A 19,579-nucleotide genomic window follows, 5' to 3' on the forward strand; every position below is an offset into this window, starting at 1 on the left:
TGGTACCATCATAATACATAATGTCGCCGGTGGCGTCTGATCCCAGGGCAATGTCAGTGCCGTCTACTGAATTGTCGGCAATGGTGGCATTCAGGGTGCCGCTCGCTAAATTGGACAGAGTGACATTTCCGGAGAGATCGGTACCTAGCGTGATGACCGGGTCTTTGTCGATGGAAGTAGTAGAGTCAATGGTGCCTCCGGTAATGGTTAGGGCGTTAGCAACCGTTGAATCGGTGTGGGAATGCGAATCGTCAGTAACGGCGATGTTGGACAGGGTGCCGGTCACGTCTCCTCCGACCGGCATGGTGGAAGTCGCTACCCAGGTAGGTATTCCATTGGATGAACCAAGAATATAGCCGCCGGCGCCGATGGCGAGGCGGGTTAAATATGTAGAAGAGTTTCTGTAGTAGAGGTCGCCGGTGGCGTCCGAGCCCAGGCTCATCACATTCGAGGCGCCGGAAATGGTGCCGGCGGCAATGGTTAGGTTGTTAGCAACCGTTGAATCGGTGTGGGAATGCGAATCGTCCGTTACCGCGATGTTGGACAATGTGCCGGTCACGTCTCCGGCTACTGGCATGGTCGAGGTCGCCACCCAGTTCGGGGCTCCGTTGGATGAGGCGAGGATATATCCTGCCGTGCCGAGCGCTCTTCTTACGTAATCTGTGCCATTGTAATACATGATGTCGCCGGTGGCGTCCGAGCCCAGGGCAATCATGGCGCCGGTCACTTTGTTCGCGCCAATGGCCGTCACTCCGGTATTGGAAATGGATATGTCGCCGGTTACGGCTACTGCCGCCGCCAGGTTGGAAGAATTCCCCACCCATATATTGGCGCTCGTCAAGGCCGATCCGACCGGGGAGACGCCGGTAATGGTAGTGTTGCCGGCGGCAGTCAGCCGGCCGTCGGCATCTACCGTGAAAGTAGCGACTTGGGTAGCCGATCCGTAGCTGTTAGCCGAGACGGCCGTGGCGGCCAGTTCTGTGGGGCCGACCGCGTCAGTGCCGATCTGAATATTGGAGAGCGTGCCGGTCACGTCCCCTCCGACCGGCATGGTCGAGGTCGCCACCCAGGCCGGGGCTCCGTTAGCTGAACCCAGAATATATCCGCCGGTGCCCAGGGCTAACCGGGTTAAGTAGCCGCTTGAATTTCGGTAGTAGACATCGCCAGTGGCATCGCTTCCTAGCGACATAGTATTCAAGGCGCCGGAGATAGTGCCGGCGGCAATGGTTAAGTTGTCGGCAACATAAGCGTCAGTTAGGGCGGTTCCGTTCCAGATTCCCTCTATTACTGTACCGACGTTGGAGCGAGTGGCCGAGAGCCAGGGGAAAGTGGAAGTGGCGGCGGTGGAAGTGGCGGTAAAATAGGAGGCGCGGATGTAATCATCAAAATTGGCATTCCCGGCGACCGAAAGTTTCATAAAGGGAGATGTTGTTCCGATGCCTAAATTGCCGGTTGAATTTACAAAAGTCATGGCATCCGAACCAAAGACAACATTCCCGCCGTCTAATATCGAAAAAACCGTATTGGCCCCATCTTTAATATCTAAAATATTTCCGGCTCCGTCCTGGCGCACGGTTAATACTGTAGACACGGAAGATGTGGACATAGTGTCGGCGTCGTCCGACCTCAAAAACGAAGCCGACTCAAGGCCGTCTAATTTATCAGCTTCAAAGGCGGCCAACACCGCGCCCAATTCTTTCCGCGGAGTCATTTCGCCGTCCCAGGTCGGAGTGGTGTCTGAACCGCCGATGTTAACGCCAAGATAAAGGGCTTGATTAAAATCAACCGAAGTTAGGCTGGTAACGCTCCCCAGAAGGACGCTAAACAATCCGGAAGAGATGCTCACTCTTTGGTCAACTCCAACTCCGTCGCAAACCGCTCCGTCCGGCGAGAAGCAATGGTTTTCGACCCAGACCGGATCAGAAGGATCTGAACAATCCGAGGCAGTGCAGAGCCGGAATTGCATGTTATAGCTTCCGTCGGCAACAGCCTGATTGGAGCCGTTCGTTAACTTGCCTTGATAATTTATTTTTTTATTGAAAGCGGCGCGGGCGATTTGATTTCCAGCCAATAAAAAACCCAAAGCCAGGAGGCAGGCTATGCATAGATATAGCTTTTTGTTTTTCTTACAATTACGCATGGGGTTATAATTGCTGAAAAAATGCTTGGATTTTTTCCGGCTTTTTCAAGCGGCCGGCAATCGCCTTTTCTTATTTTTTCTTCTTACCCGGTCAGCGGCTAAGAAGAAGATTATTATGGCAATGACAATTAGCAGGTATTTTTTCGGGTTGGATTTCGGATAATATATTAAATTAATATCTTTATTGACAATATTATTTTTTACTTCGAACGGCAGGCTCTGGTAGGCGTAGTAGTTGTCTTTTCGGGCCTTGATCATATAGGTTCCGTCCGGGGCTAAAAACCCGTACTGGCCTTTTTTATTGGAATAAAGCGGGTTGAATTGGGAATATTTTTCTCCCCGCCATTTTTTAAATTCTCCGTTTTCATACTGGTAAAGGGAAATTTCCGCCGTATAGACCGGGTCGGCTTCTCCGTTTTGCGATTGGGCCAGCGCGGTACTGAAAATTTGGGGCCAGGCGCCTCGGAAAGAACCGGGCAGAAAAGAAATCGCGTCCTGGGCATCTTTCCCGGAAGAAATTACTTGGCCAAAATTTTCGATTTTGAATTCTCCTCCGGTTTCGGCCAGGCGGGAATTGTTATAGTTTAAAAAGTACAAGCGAATGTCATAATCTTTAACTTTCAGGGGCAGGGGAAAATTTGCCTGGTAGTATTTATTTTCGTTATTGATTTTTAGAAGGTAGCTTCGGGCTTCTTTTTTTCTTTCGGCTATTGTCGATGACGCTATACCCGCCTTGGGGATGAACGCCATAATTATGCTTTTCAAAACTTTCGGGTAGCGCTCGCTGGGGGTTTTGACGTCTAAAAGCGTTCCGGGCAGTAAAGTATTAGATTCTTCCAAATTGACTTCAATCGTTTCGTTAGCTACGGAAAAAATAAAATCGCTTAGCGCGATACCGAAGCGCTCTTCGGGCGGCGCGGGCGGCGCGGGCGGCATAGGGACGATCTCACCTTCTTTTCCCGGTACTTCGCCCTCTTCTCCGGCTTCACCTTCTTCGCCGGGGCGGACTATTGGTTCGCCGGGCTTTGGTACTCTAGCCGAGGCAATGGCGCCGGACGAATAATTAAAGTTATTGTCGTAGGCAAAAATCGTATAATAATATCTTTTGCCCGGGATGACATTTCTATCAATCGCGCTTTCACCCGAGTCGTTATAGACATCCGCGCCTTCGTTAATCGCCTGGGGATAGAATTCATCCGAGCGCGTAATTTTTACGGCGCGGAAATCCGGATCCTCGGGATTTTTCCAATTAAGCCTTATAGCACCGCTTTCATAAATAGCGGTAAAATCGCTTGGGTTGGCCGGCGCTTTTTCGTCTTTTAATCCCAAAGTCGTAAAGCCGTAAATTTGGGTGCTTTTTTTCCGGTTAAAGCTGTCCTTGCATTCGATTTGGTAATAGTAATCGGCTCCGGGATTTAAGCCGGACAAAAGGGCGCGATGGGCATTTTTTAGTTCCGGATTTTCGATTACGCCGTTTTTTAATTCCTGGTCGTCTCCCCATTTTAAGGCGCATCTTACCGGCTTGTTGGCGCTCCAATTTATCACCGCTTCATCGGTTCCGGTCCGGACATAAGGCGCGCTTAATTCTATATCGCCAAAAAATTCCGGGAGGATTATCGGCTGGGGAGTTGGCGTCGGTTCTGGTTCTTCCGTCTCTTCATGTTCTTCTACCGTCAAAAATACGCTCGACTCGCCCTGCGACTGGGCCGACAAAGCCACCTCGGCCGGTCCGGCCAATAAAACGGCCAGTAAAATTATAATTGCGATTTTGGCGGTTCTTCTTTGCATACTTTAATTTGTTGCCGCGGTAACAACTACTTTGGCGCTATAAGTTCCGGACGGCTGGAGAGTTTTTATCTCGGCCTTGAAATTAATTTTGGTATCTTCCCCGGCTATATCGGTCATGCTGGTCTTATAGGCGATAGTCTCGGGAGTAAGCGACAGGTTATACCAGCAAGCGCCGTCGGTTATGGTTTGGCCGGCACTGCAGGCCGAGGTATCGTTTTTAAACTTGGCCGCCTGGCTCAAAGCATTGTAGGGCGAATAGCCGAATTCATTTGAAAGGCCAACAACGCTCCAGGCATAATCAGGCTTGTTATCTGCCGCCGGCGTATAGTTGGCAATTGAGGCGGTGGCCGAGTTCATCGCCGGATTGAGATTAGTCTTAACGGTAAGCGTGTAGCCGGAAGCCGAGTCGGTTTTTACTTTCCAGGTTCCGCTGCCGGCCGCTGTTCCGCCGGTTAAACCGCCTAAAGACGGGCTCAAAGAGATGTCGGTGGAAACCGTGAGAGACAAATAAGTCTCATCCATCTGCCTATACCCGGCTTTGATATTAAATTGGGCGCTTTGCGATTCTCCGGTGCCGGCTTCCCCGACCGTATCCATAAGGCCGTAATTATCGGACGAGCTTTGGTCCAATCCGCCGGAATTTATTGAGTCTTTTTCCAGGCGGTAGTTGGAGCTGGACATGACAAAAGCATTGGCCTTAAACGCAAAAAGTATTGGGGTGATTGCCAATACCGCGATTAATAAGCTGGTGCGCTTAACTCCTTTTTTTAATTTCATAGATAATCACTTCCATTTCTAATTTTCTCTTTAAACTTTTTTTCCTCCTCGCTTCTAATGATTTTTCTGGCATTTTTTTACCCTTCTTCCCTCTTGCCTATTTTTTTCTTTTAAGCTCAAACCGGCTGGCAAACCACCAGATAACAAAGGCCAAAAACGCGATGGCTAAAAGGCCGGCGGCTATAACCTTAACCGGAATGACCCAGAAGCTAGTCTTTTGTTCGTCCACTAAATTTCCGTATCCGCGGTTTAAGCTTAAGACGGCGGTATATCTTCCAAAGGCCAAGCCCTTATCCCAGGAAATAACTTTTTCGCGGGTAAAGCCGGGCATAACGAACCAAGGCTGGATTTCGATGGCGTCGACCTTTTTTCCCAAAATGTTTTTTATCTCGATTTGAGCGTAAGGGTTTAGATGGACACTGCCTTTATTTTCGTAAACTACGGAAAAGTTAACCGGCGATTTCTGGTAGATGCTTTTCCCGGCCGTAAAAGATTTCAGGGCGCCTTCTTCTTTTACCGGGCCTTTAATGCGGACAAAAAACAAAGTAGCCAGGCGGGAAACTAGAGAAACGCTTCCCTGGGCTTCGTTCTTTGTTTCATCGGCACCCAGATTTTCCGGCTCAACCCGGAAGATCATAGCGCCGTAGCGGCCGCCCGGCTCCATGTCCGAAGGGACGCTGATTGTAACCGGAAGGGATGCCTTTTCCCCGTGGGCTAAAACGAATTCTTCTTTTTCCGGAACCAAAAGATCTTTAAGGCTATAGGGTCCGGCCTCATCTCCCAAAAGGCGGGTCGAATTTTGCGCGTCGCCGGTAAAGTCTTCCTTCTCAACGATGACTTTTAAAGCTTTTCCGCTTCGGTTGGTAACGTTTAGCGTCCGTATAGCCGTTTCGCCGGGGTCTAAAAACAATTCAACTTTTCCCGGCCCTAAAACAAAGTCGCCTTCAACCGGCATGTTTGCCAGCTGGGTGATTTCCATAGCCTGTACTCCCGCGACCGGACCGGACAAGAACACTGCTCCAAAGATTGCGCCGACAATTAATTTTTTAATCATAATTTTTTTATTACTGTGTGGAGGCAGTGCCGACAATCGTGGCATTATAGGTTCCTGAAGGGGCGGAAACGCTGTCGCCCTGCTCGGCCGCGACGCAAATTTCGGTATTTGATCCGGTCGGCGCGGTCGGGGTGCTTTTTGTAGCGACTCCGGCCACCGGAGTGGTTCCGTTAAACCCCATCCATTTCATGGTGCTGGAAAGCGTATCGGCTCCGGCGGTTCCGCAGGCTCCGGCCGCGCCCCAAGTTCCGGTATTAACGTCATCGCCGTAAGCGGTAAAGCCGAATTCATAAGCGGCCGCGCCCACGCTCCAGCTTTCCGGCGTCCCTTCAACTCCTTCGCCGTAGTCGGCAAAGCTGTCAACGCCGTTCCGCATAGCGGGAGTAGTTGAAGCCTTGAAGGAAAGCGTGTAGCCGTTAGCGTCCGAAGTGTTCACGTTAAAAGTTCCGCTGCCGACGGAAGAATCCTGGGACAAGGTAACGTTCGGGGCCATAGTAATCGTCGCGTCCGGCGTTACGGCGATTTCCGACTCGACTACCAGGGTAACCGTCGTTGTTCCGATGGAGGAAGCGGCGCTGGTTATGCTTGGCTCAAGGCTCAAGTAGGAAGCGAGCGCCAGGGCGGTTAACCCAAAAAATGTTAGTAAAAATATTCTCATATGCGTTTTGCATTTATCTTGCCGAAATCGATCGTATTCCGGCAAAACAGGTTAGTTAATTTTTCTCGACCTTTTTTCTAAAATTTAATATATAAATTATTTATTTTTTATCTTTTCAATTTTCCTCCGCGCGTCCAGTTTCTTCTTTGCATCCTTCCTTCATGCGTGCGTCCGGCATCTGCCGTCTTTGCCTTTCCGCCCTTTTGCCTAATCACTTCTTGGGCTCATCTTCAGCCACCGGAACCATCATGTACAAATAGCTGTCCCTTCCCGGCTCACCGCCAAAAACCGGCTTGATAATGCCTGACCGCCCGGAAGGGTCGGGCGATACTTCGACCGGATCGGAAAACATGGTGTCTACTTTTTGCTTTATCTCGTCCGCCTGCTCTTTGCTTTTATAGGGAACCACTACGGCGCCAGACTCCTCTTTTTTTTCTGATAATTTTTCCGGCGCCAGACTTTCTTTGAACTCAACCGGATTGATTAGTTCGAGAAAAGAAAGATAAATATTCTTTCCGCCGTTAAACGCCCAGCCGGCCAGGCGCCGATATTCGCTCCTGAAATAATCTCCGGCCTGGCAGGCTTCTTCTTCGATTTCATTTTCTTTGGCAATAAAAATTTCCGGATTCCAGAATGATTTTTTTTCGGCGAATATTTTTTCGCCGGCTACCGCTTGGCGGGCTTCTATTCCAACTGGCGGATTTTCCGGCTGGCCGAAGACTCCGTATTTAATAATTTTAGAAATTTTTATATAGGGGTAAAGGTAAGCCGGGGCCATGGCTTTTGCCAGATGGCCGGACAAAACCGGCGCCGAAGTGGCCAGGATGTAAGCCGCGTAAACCGCCAGAACGGACGCAAGGCTTAAGCGGCCGGCAAGGCTCTTAGGTAAAATTTTCAGTAAAACCGATTTTCTTTTTTTCCTGGCTTTAGACTTTACCGCCGCCTGCGCCTCCGCGCCGCCGGTTAAAATTTTTGAGGCGATCTTGTCCGACAAATCATCTAGATCAATCGCTCCGGCCGAAGCTTGTCCCGAGCCGCGAATTCCGGAAACTCCGGGCTGGTTTCCCGGAGCGCTGGCGATAGCGGACGGGACATTAAAACCAGGGGCCAATTCCCCGCCGATTCCGGCTTGAGGAAAAAGAGCTATGGCAGTTGATTTTAATACCCGGTCCTGGGAGTGGTTTTTTAAATATTCGCCAAACCATTCGCGGGTGGAAAAATAATTTCTACCGATCTTTTTAGCCTTCAGTTTTTTCCTTTGAACCAGGTTGGATAAATAAGCCAGGTTATAGGGGCCCTCTTTGGCAAACTGGCGCAAAGGCAGAAGCTCGCGGTTAATCGGTTCGACTTCCGCTTTCTCGGAAGGATCCATTCTTCCGTGCTTTTCCAGGTACTCGGAAAACCACTGGCGCGAAGAAAAATAATTCCGGCCAATCTTCTTGGCTTTGAGCTTCTTTCGCTGAACCAGGTTCGACAAATAGGCGAGCGTATAAGGCCCGTCTTTAGCGAAGCTTCTTAGGGGTAAAAGTTTTCGATTTTCGGACAATTGGCCGGCGTTCATAATCTCTTATTTTGCTGGAGCTAAAATTAAAACCAAGACATAACCATAATCAAACCATTCTATTACCATTTCATATCGGTATTATACCATATTTTTATAAGCTCTAGAATATATTTTATGATTTATTTTTTATTCGCTCCCAGGCTTGTTTAAATCTTTCCAAAACAAACAAAATCCCTTTAAACATAAGGGATTTTATTAACATTTTATTAAGAAGATTTTCTCCAGAGCGGCCAAAAAACAATAACCAGGATTTGTATTAAGGCCGTATATTGAAAGTTATGCACAGTTATGCCCAGCTTATGAACACCATCTCACCAAAATCAAGAGCCAAACCTAAATATTTATGCCTTTGTTTCAGGTAAACTTTCAGCGGCTGAAAGTTTAACCGCGAAGCCCAGGATAACCCAGGTAAAAAACATCCCAAAATGCAGGCTCCATAGCCAATGGTCAAATAGCGTTAATATTAAAAAGCAGGCAAGAATTGCCAGAATTGGTTTGGATTTTCCCCGCGCCAGGTAAAGTAGATATATCCCGATCGCAAGAGCGACAACCAGGCCGATGAGGCCGATTTCCGCCCCTAAAAGTAAAAATGCATTATGGGCCGGCTGCCATTCGGCGCTTATGGCTAGGTCTTTACCCTTTGCCGCGCTTTTTTCGGCCGTTTTAAAGCTATAATTCACGTAATTGCCTATCCCGACTCCCAATACTGGATTATGGCGGATAATGCCCAGAGCCTCCTGATCTGAAGCCATCCGCTCATCGCTAGACATAGCCTCCAGGCGGGTATTTCCTGCGGCCCTGGTTGCCACCAAATCCGGATATAGCCGGTAGAAGCAAAAAACCAGCACGCCCGAGACAAGTAAAATTTTAAGCAATTCCCTTTGGCGGACAAGATTCTTTGACAACACGGCTATTAACAGAAATCCGGCCAGGCCAATGCCAAAACCCAGCCAGGCGGCGCGGGAAAAGCTAAAAAACAGCCCGGAAATTATTACGAGGTATAGGGCGAGAAATATGTTTTTTAAGTACATGCCAGCTTTCTTTTCTGCGTTAGGATGATTGGCCATCCAATAGACGGCCAAAAGCCCCGCGATAGCCAGCGCTCCGCCTAAGATATTGGGGTGGTCCAGTCCGCCATAGGCTCTTAGCCAGCGCTCTGGCAGTTCCCCGGGAATATAAACTTCAATTACCGACGTACCGAGTTCTGAAGCGTTGTGCAGAGCCATTCCCAGCCATTTGCTCTGGAAGCTGGACTGGGTGACAAATTGCCACATTCCTAACCCGGCTTCAAAGGCTAACCCGGTTAAAAAGGCAGCCAAAAACTTCAGCTTATTGTAAGGGAAAAATGCCGTAACCCAAAATAAGGCCAAGCCTCCAAACAGCCAGGCTAATTTAAATAATGCCAGCCCCTTATCTTGGGCAGGAATAACCGACAAAGACGCGAATAAAAGAAGGCCGGCAATCAGGAATAAAAGAAGCTTGTTTATAACTGCCGGACGTTCATTTTTTTGAGTATCATTGCGTTTCAAAAAACCAACAACCGCAAGGAATATGGCGAATAAAATTACTACTGCCAGGACTATATCAGAGGCATACAAAGACACAGTGCCGTATTCGGAATAACCCGTGCCGAGCACTCCCGATTTGATAATATAGCGCGTCTGGAGAGGCAAAATAAGAAGAAAAAAATAAAAAGAAAAATTTAACCCTTTTTCAAGAAAAAAAACAATATTTTTTTTATTGTTAGCCATATATTTAGTATTGTATTATCATCCTATTATCAAATTCTATAGCCATTATTCAGCCTTTCAACCGTCCTTTTCCATTCCATCTGATAAATCCTCCGCCGGTCGTTAACGTGGAGCTTAATAAGGCTGTCGTTAGCCACCACTTCACTCCCCATATTGAGCTTCTCCCTAATTCCTAAAGGAAACATTTTTCTTTGTATTCCCCTTGAGAAGGGCTCTGCCCAAAACAGCATGCCCCCGATCAATTTTCCGATAACCATCCCGGCTAAACCAAGTTCGACTCTCCTTTCTTCGTGGAGCTCAATCGGCTGCCAATTGGGAATAGTTTTTTTTATCCAGCCGTTTGATTTTATTAATTTTAAATACGCGCCGCCCCTTTCGTAGAGCGGAACCAGTCCGGCCATCCAGTAATAAAAATACATATCGTTTTCGATAAAATATTTATTTAAGTCCAGGCAATTTTCAGCGGCGAAAAAGCTTAAGCAAATTTTATCTTTTACGTCCTCTTTTTTCGGCCGGAGATTCAAGGCCATGGTAACGAGGTTTAATAAAAGCCGGGTAGTCCAAATCTTTCCCGGCCGGACGATTACAAAAAAATCTATGTCGCCTTCCAGTTTAAGATTGTGGGATCCGATAATATTCCCCACCCCGGCCATCCTTATCCAGGGAACCAGCTTGAAAATCTTTATTACTTTTTTCGCTTTTTTTATTTTATCGCCGCTATGGCTAAACCGCCTAAGCCTTTCCTCAACTATCGCCTCCCGGCCGGATAGATAATAAAAGCCGTCCTTAAAATCCACGATTTTCCTGCTGTTCAAAATTTTTGTACAATGTAAAATAGCCGATATACTGCTATAAGTCAAAAATTCGCTGCCTGCCCGCTCGGGCCAATAGAGATATTTTTTTATCTCCATTAAAGTCAAAGGGTGGTCGAATATGTCAAAAAAAGCAATCGTTTTTAAGATTGCTCCTTTTAACTCTTCCTGGATGGCTTTTTCGATTAGGTCCATGGGTCTTATTTACGGCATAAGCTTATGCGTAATTTCCGGCTAAGTCAATACCCCCGGCTAAAATTAATCCCCGCCCGAACGCGTCTTGTTTCGCGCTTCATTCGTCCTTGGGTTTTTCAATCTGCACCACCTGGGCCCGGGGCTTGCCTTCGATTATTTTAGCCACGTCTTTATCGATTTTACCGAACTCGCGGTAGGCGCTGTTATAGTGGCTAACAGTTACCTTCATGCTGGCGCCGAGCTTTTTCATAAACTCCTCATAAGACAGGATATGGCGGGATAGCTTCTCAACGTTGTGCCTTATCGTCTTGGCCGACTCTTCAATCTGCAAAGCCCGGAGCCCCTGCAATACAGTCTGCAAATAAGCCAGAAACGAGGTCGGCGATACTATTATTACCTTCTTATCGCAAAACGCGTATTCGATCAAATCCCGGGTATTAATCTTGATCGCCCCGACTTTATTGACCAAAAGGTCGTAAAATATGGCTTCAGACGGTATGAACATGAAAGCGAAGTCGAGCGTTTTCTCTCCCGGCTTTACGTACTTGGAGGTTTCGTCAATCCGGTCTTTTAAATCCTGCTTGAATAATTTTTCGAGCTTTTCCTTTTCTGCCGGATCACTGCAGTTTAATATTCGCTCGTAATTTTCCAAAGAAAATTTCGAATCAACCGGAATAATCTTATCGCCGACAAAAACTACCGCGTCAACAATCGACCCGTCTTTGAATTTATATTGCATTTCGTAGGAGTTGGGCGGAAGGACGTTTTTCAATGTTTCTTCCAGAAAATACTCGCCTAGCACTCCCCGCTGTTTCGGATTCTTTAGTATGTCCTGGAGGCTTTGCAATTGGGCGGAAAAATTAATTACCTGCTTATTGGTCTCATCAAGCTTGGTAAGCTTTTCCGTTACATCGGAAATCAGCTTGGCTGAATGATTGGCCATTGCCTGGGCGGTGCGCATGGTTTGGCCGAGCTGGTCCTGGGTGGAGCGGAATTGGGACTGGGTAACGCGGTGGGTTTCGGCGAGCTTGTCGTCCAAAGCCCGGCGCATATCCTTGTTCTGGTCGTTTAGCATGTTGAGGCGCTCCATCATGGCAATCATCTTCTCGTCCATCAAACCGCCCGCCCTGTCTTTCTTTCTCATTAAAAGAAAAATTACTCCGATGATGCCGAAGCACAATAATGCCAGTAATAAAATTATAATCCCCTCCATAGAAAATAAGTAATAATAACAAAGGTATAATATCACAACTTTCCCGCTCCGCACAACCCTTGCCAGGGGCGTTTTTTTAGGTTATAATTACTTCTATTAGTTTTAGTTTACTATCAGCAAAATTTACATGAAAAACTCCATCACTATAAAAGGCGCGCGCGTCCATAATTTAAAAAACGTCTCGCTGGAAATTCCCCGCGATAAGCTAGTGGTCATAACCGGCCTTTCCGGCTCCGGCAAATCCTCTTTGGCTTTTGATACAATTTACGCCGAGGGCCAGCGCCGGTATGTTGAATCGCTTTCGGCTTACGCCCGGCAGTTTATTGGACTCATGGACAAACCGGACGTTGATCTGATTGAAGGGCTTTCGCCGGCTATTTCCATTGACCAAAAATCCGCCTCCTCCAATCCGCGTTCCACCGTCGGAACAGTAACGGAAATTTACGATTATCTCCGCTTGCTTTACGCCCGGATCGGCGACCCCCATTGCCCCAAATGCGGAAATAAAATAAAGACCTATACGGTTGATGAAATCGTAGAAAATATTTTAAAAAACTATTCGGGCGAAGATGTTTATGTCCTGGCCCCGCTAATTAAAGACAAAAAGGGCGAACATAAAGGCATTCTCATTAACATTAAAAAAGCCGGATTCACCCGGATTAGGTATGACAAAGGCGTAATCAGCCTGGAAGAGGCCGAAGATTTAAGCGTGGATAAAAATAAGCGCCATACGGTAGAAATAGTAATCGACCGGCTGGCGGTCGGCGCAGGAAAGGAAGACCGGGCGCGCCTGGCTGAAGCGGTAGAAAAAGCCCTGGATCTAGCCAATGGACTGATAACTATCTATAAGGTAAAACAAGCTCCGGGCAATGGTTTGGCTGACAAGACTTATTCCCGGCTTTTCGCCTGCCCGGATTGCGGTTTAAGCCTTCCGGAGATTGAACCCCGGCTCTTTTCGTTTAATAACCCGCACGGCGCCTGCCCGGAATGCGGGGGTATCGGGACTAAGCTGGAAGTGGATCCTAGCCTTGTCCTAAACCAAAATTTAACTATTGCCCAGGGCGCCATCCGCCCCTGGTCGCATGGCACCGCCGGCTCCCAATCCTGGCTTTTGCGCATATTAGGCACTGTGGCTCTAAAAAACGGCTTTGACTTGAATACGCCGATAAAAAACCTTTCTCCCAAACAGCTCCATATCGTTTTGTACGGCACCGGCGAAAAAAACTATAATGTCGAATATCAGTCAGACCGCTTTTCCGGCCAGCTTACGACGGAATTCGAAGGCGTCATCCCAAACCTGGAGCGCCGCTACAAGCAAACCGAATCCGATTATATAAGAAAAGAAATTGAAGGCTATATGCGCGTCCTTCCCTGCCCCGCCTGCGAAGGCCGGCGCTTAAAACCCGAAGCTTTGGCCGTAAAAATCGACAGCCAATCGATCCACGAAGTTGCTTCTTTATCGATAGACGAGGTGTTCAAATTTTTTGTACAGCTCGAAGCCGGGGATAAATTAACCGCCAAAAAGAGAAAAATTTCCAATCAGGTTGTCAAGGAAATAAAATCCCGCCTGCAGTTCCTCTTAAACGTCGGCCTTTCTTATCTTACTTTGAGCCGGGCGGCCAATACCTTGTCCGGCGGCGAGGCCCAAAGGATACGCCTCGCTACCCAAATCGGCTCCCAGCTGATGGGGGTTTTGTATATTCTAGACGAGCCGTCAATCGGACTGCACCAAAGGGATAATACCAAGTTAATAAGCACGCTTATGAACCTGCGCGATTTAGGCAATACTGTAATTGTTGTCGAGCATGACGAGCAAACTATCGAAGCGGCCGATTATGTCGTTGATGTCGGACCGGGCGCTGGAGAACACGGCGGGGAAATCGTCGCCGCCGGCACCTTGAAGCAAATTATTAAATCTCCAAAATCCATAACCGGCCATTATCTTTCGGGAAAGAAATCTATTTCCGCGCCGAAAAATTACCGGCCGGGAAACGGCCAATCGATAAAAATATTCGGCGCGTCGGAAAATAACTTAAAAAATCTCGACGTCGAAATTCCTTTGGGAAAATTTACCGCCATTACCGGAGTTTCCGGCTCGGGAAAATCTACCTTAATGGACGACATATTGTCGCGCGCCCTGGCCCAAAAATTTTACCGGGCCAAAGAACAGCCCGGCAAGCACGACCGGATTGAAGGCACCAGCCAGATTAACAAAGTCATTAATATTGACCAATCGCCTATCGGCCGGACTCCCCGCTCCAACGCGGCCACCTATACCGGCGCTTTTACGCCGATACGCGAACTCTTTGCCGCCCTGCCGGAAGCCAAGCTCCGGGGTTATAAAGCCGGCAGGTTTTCTTTTAACGTCGTCGGCGGACGGTGCGAGGCCTGCTCGGGCGACGGTTTGGTTAAAATCGAAATGCAATTTCTTCCTGACATCTATATTGAATGCGAAGTCTGCCACGGCACCCGCTATAATAAGGAGGCTTTGGAAGTCCATTACAAAGAAAAAAATATTTCTGAAATTCTCAACATGACGGTTGAAGAGGCCTCTTCTTTTTTTAAAAATATTCCGATTGTCCGGCAAAAACTGGAAACCTTGAACGAAGTCGGCTTAGGCTATATTAAGCTCGGCCAATCCGCCACTACTCTGTCCGGCGGCGAAGCCCAAAGAATCAAGCTGGCTAGCGAACTGTCCCGGCGCGACACCGGGAGTACTCTTTACATCCTGGACGAGCCGACCACCGGCTTGCATTTTGATGACATAAAAAGGCTTCTTTCCGTCCTGCAAAAATTAGTGGACAAGGGCAATACGGTTTTGATTATTGAGCATAATTTGGATGTTATTAAGTCCGTTGACTGGATTATCGACCTTGGCCCCGAAGGCGGCGACAAAGGCGGACAAATTATCGCCACCGGAACTCCAAGCCAGGTGGCCAAGGTTAAGAAATCCTATACCGGCCAGTATCTGGCCAAGATTATAAAATGAAAACTTATTTTTCCTTTAGATTAAGATTTTACGGCTAAAAGAAACAAGGGCGGGATCTCGAATAGCAAGACCCTGCCCTTTTATAACACAATTACCCGGCGGCCGCGAAGGCGCGAATCGCGCCCTTGGCCGTCTCCAGGAGGCTGGACGGCTTCACATCCAAGCTGTAGCCGATAACGCAAAGAGTGATGGCCGCCGCCCAGTACACTTTGGTGGCACTCACTTCAGCGTTGCCGATGACAGTCTGGAGTACAAAAAATGCTACCAGACTCCCGGCGCCGACGATGGCGCTCACCGTCCTTGGGTCAGTGCCGAGCGAAACGGCCTCGTACTGCGCCGCATTTCCGACGTAGCAGAAAGCTGCGGCCAGGAGAAAAGGTACGATACAGCCGGCAAAATCATAATCAAATACCGGATTCACGAATTTGCCGAAAAAAAATTTCAGAGCCCAAAAGGTTCCCATCATGCCCAGCGTATCGCCCACCGGAATTCCTTTGCGGGTCAAATAGCACATAACTATGCCCATTCCCGCGTAGGAAAGCGCCGAGGCGATGCTTAACCCCTTGCCGATTCCTATGATTTCCACGTTTCCTCTCCCTCCGGATCAAAGCTGGCATTGCACCAGCCAATAAAAAAACACGGCCATTTCCCTCCTGGCCACCTTGGCGGTTTTGTGTTTTTTTTCGGAAAGGACCTACCCGCTTCCAAAAAATTTAAAAGAGCGTTCCCTGGCCATACCAGCCCCTTTCTTTTGGCCAAAGGTTAGAAATTTGAGAATGAATCCCCCGGGACACTGTGAAAATGAGTCTTTCTCATTCTTTTAGGATAATTGTAAGAAATTAAGAGCGCATTAAGCAGTATTTATTTTAATATTAGCTATTTATATTCCTCGCGAAATTACTCTAGAAAGTAAAAAAATAACCTCTCTTTTCAGGGAGGCTTATTCTAAAAAAACCAAGGGTATTATTTTAATTTTCTTTTAAGCTCTCGAGTAAAATTAACTCAATCTTCTCATCTTCTTCGCCCGCCTGCCCAGGCTCCGGCAGATTCCAAACGGCAAAAGTGGCTTTCTGGAACACTCCGCCCAAAGTGCCGGGATTTATAATCGTCACGCCTTTATCCTTTTCCAGCCAGGGCTTATGCGTGTGGCCGTAAAATACGTAATAAAGCATCGGATCAAGGGCCATAACTTCTTTAACAAATTTAGGTTCATGGCAGAGTCCGGCTTTGATTTCCTCGAATTGCGCTAATCCATACCTCCCGAGATAATTGATATTATTATATTTTTTCGCTTCGCTTTCTTCGTAAATTTCCATATTGCCTCTTACAAGATAAATCGGGCCGTTAAAACTTTCCGCCAGCCTTCCTAGTGTTTCCGCGTTCGTAACGTCGCCCAGGCAAAGAAGCTTGCTAATTTTATTTTTTCCGCACCACTCTAAGCATTTGTCCAGATTAACCAGATTATCATGGATATCGGAAATAATCACTATTTTCATATACATTGATGCCAGTTTATGTCCGGCCAAACATTAAAACCTCATATAAAATTCCGGCCGCGAACAAAATAAATACCAGGCTCAAAAAAATCAACCCGGGCTTATGTTTGAAGAACGAAGTCCTTTTTTCTTTTTTCTCCATCTTGCGGAAAATTAAAATCAATGAAATACCGGTAAGCCCGCCGGAGATTGCTCCGGCAAAACTGATGACGTTAATAAAATTATTCAGCCCGGCCAAAAATAAGAGATACGGTAAAACTACGGCAAAAATAAACGCGAGGCCCGGGCGGACTTTGTAATCCCAGGTAAAAATTTCCTTAATGCACTGGGCGACGCCGAAAAAAGAAGTGGCAATTACTAAAAGCCCGAAGACCAGAGAGATTTGGATTATCTTGCCGTCTAAGATATTCCAGAGCCCGACCAGCCCGTCAGGCGTTGTCGCCTTCCCTGTTATTCCGGCCACCACCAAGGCGAAAAAGGTAATCATCGCTATGGAAATGAAAGTGCCCCAGGCCACGGCCGACTTCAATTGTTTTTTATCTTTTTTTACTATTTCCGCTACAATCGGAATCGCCCCGCCGCCGTCAAAGGCAAAAAGGATGGCGCCGTAAGGGAGAAGCGCGTATTTCCAGTCGATCGGGTTGTAATTAGTAAAATCAACATAACCGGCTCCGATTTTCGTAATTATAACTATAATAACGAGTAAGGCCAGGGTAAATATCAATTCAAAGCGGGCAATAGCTTTAATCCCGAACAAAACCACGCCGGCCATAAAAACATACAGCGCGGTAGTATAAAAAAGGAGGCTCCCGCCGAAAATTGGGTTAAAGAGTTCATGGGCAAAAATTCCGCCGACAATTATATAAGCTAAAACGGCGCCGTAATTCCCAATCATCGAAGCAAAGAAGGCGAAATGTTTTCCCTTTTCACCGAGGTAAATTTTCGCGTAGCCCGGCGTGCGGTGATAGCCCGGCGTATCGGCGATTACCGAGGCATATATCAAATGGATGTAATATTGCACCGTCCCGATAACGGCGATTAAAATAAGGCAGGGCCAGAGGCCGGCGCGCATAAATAAAAACGGCAGTCCGAACATGCCGACGCCGATGATATAACCGATTAATGCCGCCAGGGCAAACCAATAACGTTTTGTCATAACTTCACTTTTTCATCTTCCGCTTATTATCAACTGCCCCTCTTTAATAATATTTTCTTTATCCAGGCCGTCCTGGACTGACCAGCCGACAAACTTCTCCAATAACTTTTTCTTTTTCCCGCTTTCCATCAGTTCCGGCTGGCTCAATTTAGAGCTCATAGGCAAAAATTCAATTTGCAGTTTATCCGGCGCCCAGCCGATTGAAAGCGCTAACTCTTCCTGGGTGTCTTCGGAAAAGTACTGGTCAAAGACGAAATTGCCGAGCGAGTAAAAAATCGGCTTTCCTTTATAAATTTCCATTCCCTGCATTACGTGCGGATGGTGTCCGATTATTATATCGGCGCCGGAATCGATTAGCGCCTGGCCGGTATTTTTTTGGCTGGAATTATTATTATGCTGGTATTCTGCTCCCCAATGGATGTTAACAATTACCAGATCAGTTTCTTTTTTCAATTTTTCCACGGCCTCCCGGGCTTTTTCCAGGCTGAAATTTTTATAAACCATGCTAAAGCCCGCCAGGCCGATCTTTTTCCCGCCCTTTTCCACGATTACGCTTGAGCAATCGCCAATTTGGGCGTCTTTACAGCCGGAAAAATCAAACCCGAGAGCTTTCAAATTTTCTCTCGTTTCCATTATACCACGCTCCCCTTGATCGGAAAAATGATTGTTGGCTAAATTGAAAAAATTGAAATTGTATTTTTTCAAGCTCTTGATGAGATCCGGAGAAAAGGCGAAATCATAACTATTGGCGGGCGGATAATGCGCGCCCAAATCGGTTACGGCTCCTTCCAAGTTGGCGGACACCAGGTCTTTTCCGCTAAAAATATTTTCTCCGCCTTCGTCCGGTTTTATGAGTTTTGCAAAAGGATAATCGGCGCCTTTGGATTTAATTTTTTCACCCACGTGCCGGTCAAGCATCAAATCGCCGAAAAATAGAAGCCTTAAACTTTCTTTAACGCCTTTCATACTGCCTTCATCCCCGCGTTCATTTTCTCTTCCGTCCGCATCGCTCGCCCCGCTCTCCCCTTTCCCGCCCGCCGCAAACACTCCGGTTACGTAGCTGGTCGCGTTTTTTATTTCCGGCTTGCCCGACAATAAAGCCGAATTAGAATTATTGAACAAATTAAAATTTATTGCGCCTTTTAATTCCGCGTATCTCGCGAGAGTATAAATCGACCCGGGCGAATCCAGTTTCAGGCTATAGATTTTTTCACAGTCGAGATTTTCCAAAGCCCCGATGCTTTCCCGGTCGTTTTTCATTGCCGTTTCACTGTCGGCGTTATGGGTAAAATCTACGCTCGCGATAATAAGAATTTTTTTCTTTTTGGAAATTTCATAAAGCGCCCGGGCCAGGCTTTCGGCTTCCTCCTTTTTCAATCCCGGCCTTAAAACCAAGGGGAGAAATTTAGCCTTGGGGAAAACTTTTTTTATAAAAGCCGTTTCTCCGTAAATTGCGTGCTCCTTGTCAAAAATCCCTTCGTCCGGCACGGCGATCTTCTTCAAAGCCAATTCTTCTATAATTCCCTGGTCCGCTTCTAAGTCTCCATAAGGCGTCTTCCAGCTGGCTTCCGAGGTTATTATCCTTCCTTCGCCCGCCCCGAAATGATTGGGGCCCAAAAGCACGATTGTCTCGTATTCATCGCCCGAGAAAGCCGAATAAAAATCCGCGATTAAATCCGCGGCTAAAAGATGGTGCGGAATAACCCCGCCGGCAATTTCTTTTTCTAAAAAATCTTTCTTTCGGTCCAGCCGGGAAAAGCTAAATGCCTGATCATAAAATTTTTTATCGCCAGGCTTTGATTCGTGCCAAACTTGATTCTTTTTTTGGGAAATGCCGGCCAGTAGTTTTGACCTTGCGCCCGCCACATCCGCGATAAAGCCAGCCGCTCCCGCGCCTAAAACTAAAATAAATAGGCCTGCAATAAAGAGGCCTATTATTAAATATTTCTTCTTGTCAATTTCGGACGCTTCCATGTTTATGTGATT

General features: G+C 47.3%; 14 protein-coding genes. 1 reads left to right on the plus strand and 13 read right to left on the minus strand.

Going from position 1 to position 19,579, the window contains the following annotated elements; translation table 11 throughout:
• The 9 genes from WC715_04910 to WC715_04950 all read right to left on the minus strand — a co-directional run.
• Positions 1 to 2,140, minus strand: a 2,140-nt coding sequence (locus WC715_04910; GenBank protein ID MFA6171756.1) for a hypothetical protein, incomplete at its 3' end; no start/stop codon positions are given.
• Positions 2,141 to 2,185: 45 nt separating this feature from the next.
• Positions 2,186 to 3,928 (minus strand): hypothetical protein, encoded by a 1,743-nt coding sequence (locus tag WC715_04915; GenBank protein MFA6171757.1) that lies wholly within the window; start codon positions 3,926 to 3,928, stop codon positions 2,186 to 2,188.
• A gap of 3 nt (positions 3,929 to 3,931) precedes the next feature.
• Complete coding sequence (locus WC715_04920; protein ID MFA6171758.1) at positions 3,932 to 4,705, minus strand: hypothetical protein; 774 nt, start codon at positions 4,703 to 4,705, stop codon at positions 3,932 to 3,934.
• Between the two features lie 97 nt (positions 4,706 to 4,802).
• Complete coding sequence (locus WC715_04925; GenBank protein ID MFA6171759.1) at positions 4,803 to 5,759, minus strand: hypothetical protein; 957 nt, start codon at positions 5,757 to 5,759, stop codon at positions 4,803 to 4,805.
• Positions 5,760 to 5,769: 10 nt separating this feature from the next.
• The gene (locus tag WC715_04930) at positions 5,770 to 6,417 is read right to left on the minus strand and encodes a hypothetical protein (GenBank protein MFA6171760.1); all 648 of its coding nucleotides are present in this window, start codon (positions 6,415 to 6,417) and stop codon (positions 5,770 to 5,772) included.
• A gap of 211 nt (positions 6,418 to 6,628) precedes the next feature.
• Positions 6,629 to 7,978 (minus strand): hypothetical protein, encoded by a 1,350-nt coding sequence (locus WC715_04935; GenBank protein ID MFA6171761.1) that lies wholly within the window; start codon positions 7,976 to 7,978, stop codon positions 6,629 to 6,631.
• A gap of 344 nt (positions 7,979 to 8,322) precedes the next feature.
• The gene (locus WC715_04940) at positions 8,323 to 9,732 is read right to left on the minus strand and encodes an O-antigen ligase family protein (GenBank protein MFA6171762.1); all 1,410 of its coding nucleotides are present in this window, start codon (positions 9,730 to 9,732) and stop codon (positions 8,323 to 8,325) included.
• Positions 9,733 to 9,761: 29 nt separating this feature from the next.
• The gene (locus WC715_04945) at positions 9,762 to 10,739 is read right to left on the minus strand and encodes a hypothetical protein (protein MFA6171763.1); all 978 of its coding nucleotides are present in this window, start codon (positions 10,737 to 10,739) and stop codon (positions 9,762 to 9,764) included.
• 97 nt (positions 10,740 to 10,836) lie between these two features.
• Positions 10,837 to 11,952: a DNA recombination protein RmuC gene (locus WC715_04950; GenBank protein MFA6171764.1), complete on the minus strand. Its 1,116-nt coding sequence runs from the start codon at positions 11,950 to 11,952 to the stop codon at positions 10,837 to 10,839.
• 127 nt (positions 11,953 to 12,079) lie between these two features.
• On the opposite strand from WC715_04950, the gene uvrA reads away from it, so the two are divergent.
• Positions 12,080 to 14,941: an excinuclease ABC subunit UvrA gene (gene uvrA / locus WC715_04955; protein ID MFA6171765.1), complete on the plus strand. Its 2,862-nt coding sequence runs from the start codon at positions 12,080 to 12,082 to the stop codon at positions 14,939 to 14,941.
• Between the two features lie 91 nt (positions 14,942 to 15,032).
• Here the strand turns inward: uvrA and WC715_04960 are convergent, their stop codons facing one another.
• From WC715_04960 to amrB, 4 genes are all read right to left on the minus strand, one after another.
• Positions 15,033 to 15,527, minus strand: coding sequence for a hypothetical protein (locus WC715_04960; protein MFA6171766.1), 495 nt, complete (start codon positions 15,525 to 15,527; stop codon positions 15,033 to 15,035).
• 382 nt (positions 15,528 to 15,909) lie between these two features.
• Positions 15,910 to 16,437 carry a metallophosphoesterase family protein gene (locus WC715_04965; GenBank protein ID MFA6171767.1) on the minus strand — a complete coding sequence of 176 codons (528 nt, stop codon included), beginning with the start codon at positions 16,435 to 16,437 and terminating at the stop codon, positions 15,910 to 15,912.
• 16 nt (positions 16,438 to 16,453) lie between these two features.
• Positions 16,454 to 17,593, minus strand: coding sequence for an aromatic amino acid transport family protein (locus WC715_04970; protein ID MFA6171768.1), 1,140 nt, complete (start codon positions 17,591 to 17,593; stop codon positions 16,454 to 16,456).
• 12 nt (positions 17,594 to 17,605) lie between these two features.
• Positions 17,606 to 19,567 carry an AmmeMemoRadiSam system protein B gene (gene amrB, locus WC715_04975; GenBank protein ID MFA6171769.1) on the minus strand — a complete coding sequence of 654 codons (1,962 nt, stop codon included), beginning with the start codon at positions 19,565 to 19,567 and terminating at the stop codon, positions 17,606 to 17,608.
• Positions 19,568 to 19,579: the final 12 nt, after the last annotated feature.

The sequence above is a fragment of the Patescibacteria group bacterium genome (assembly GCA_041661505.1).
GTDB lineage: Bacteria > Patescibacteriota > Patescibacteriia > Patescibacteriales > JBAZCA01 > JBAZCA01.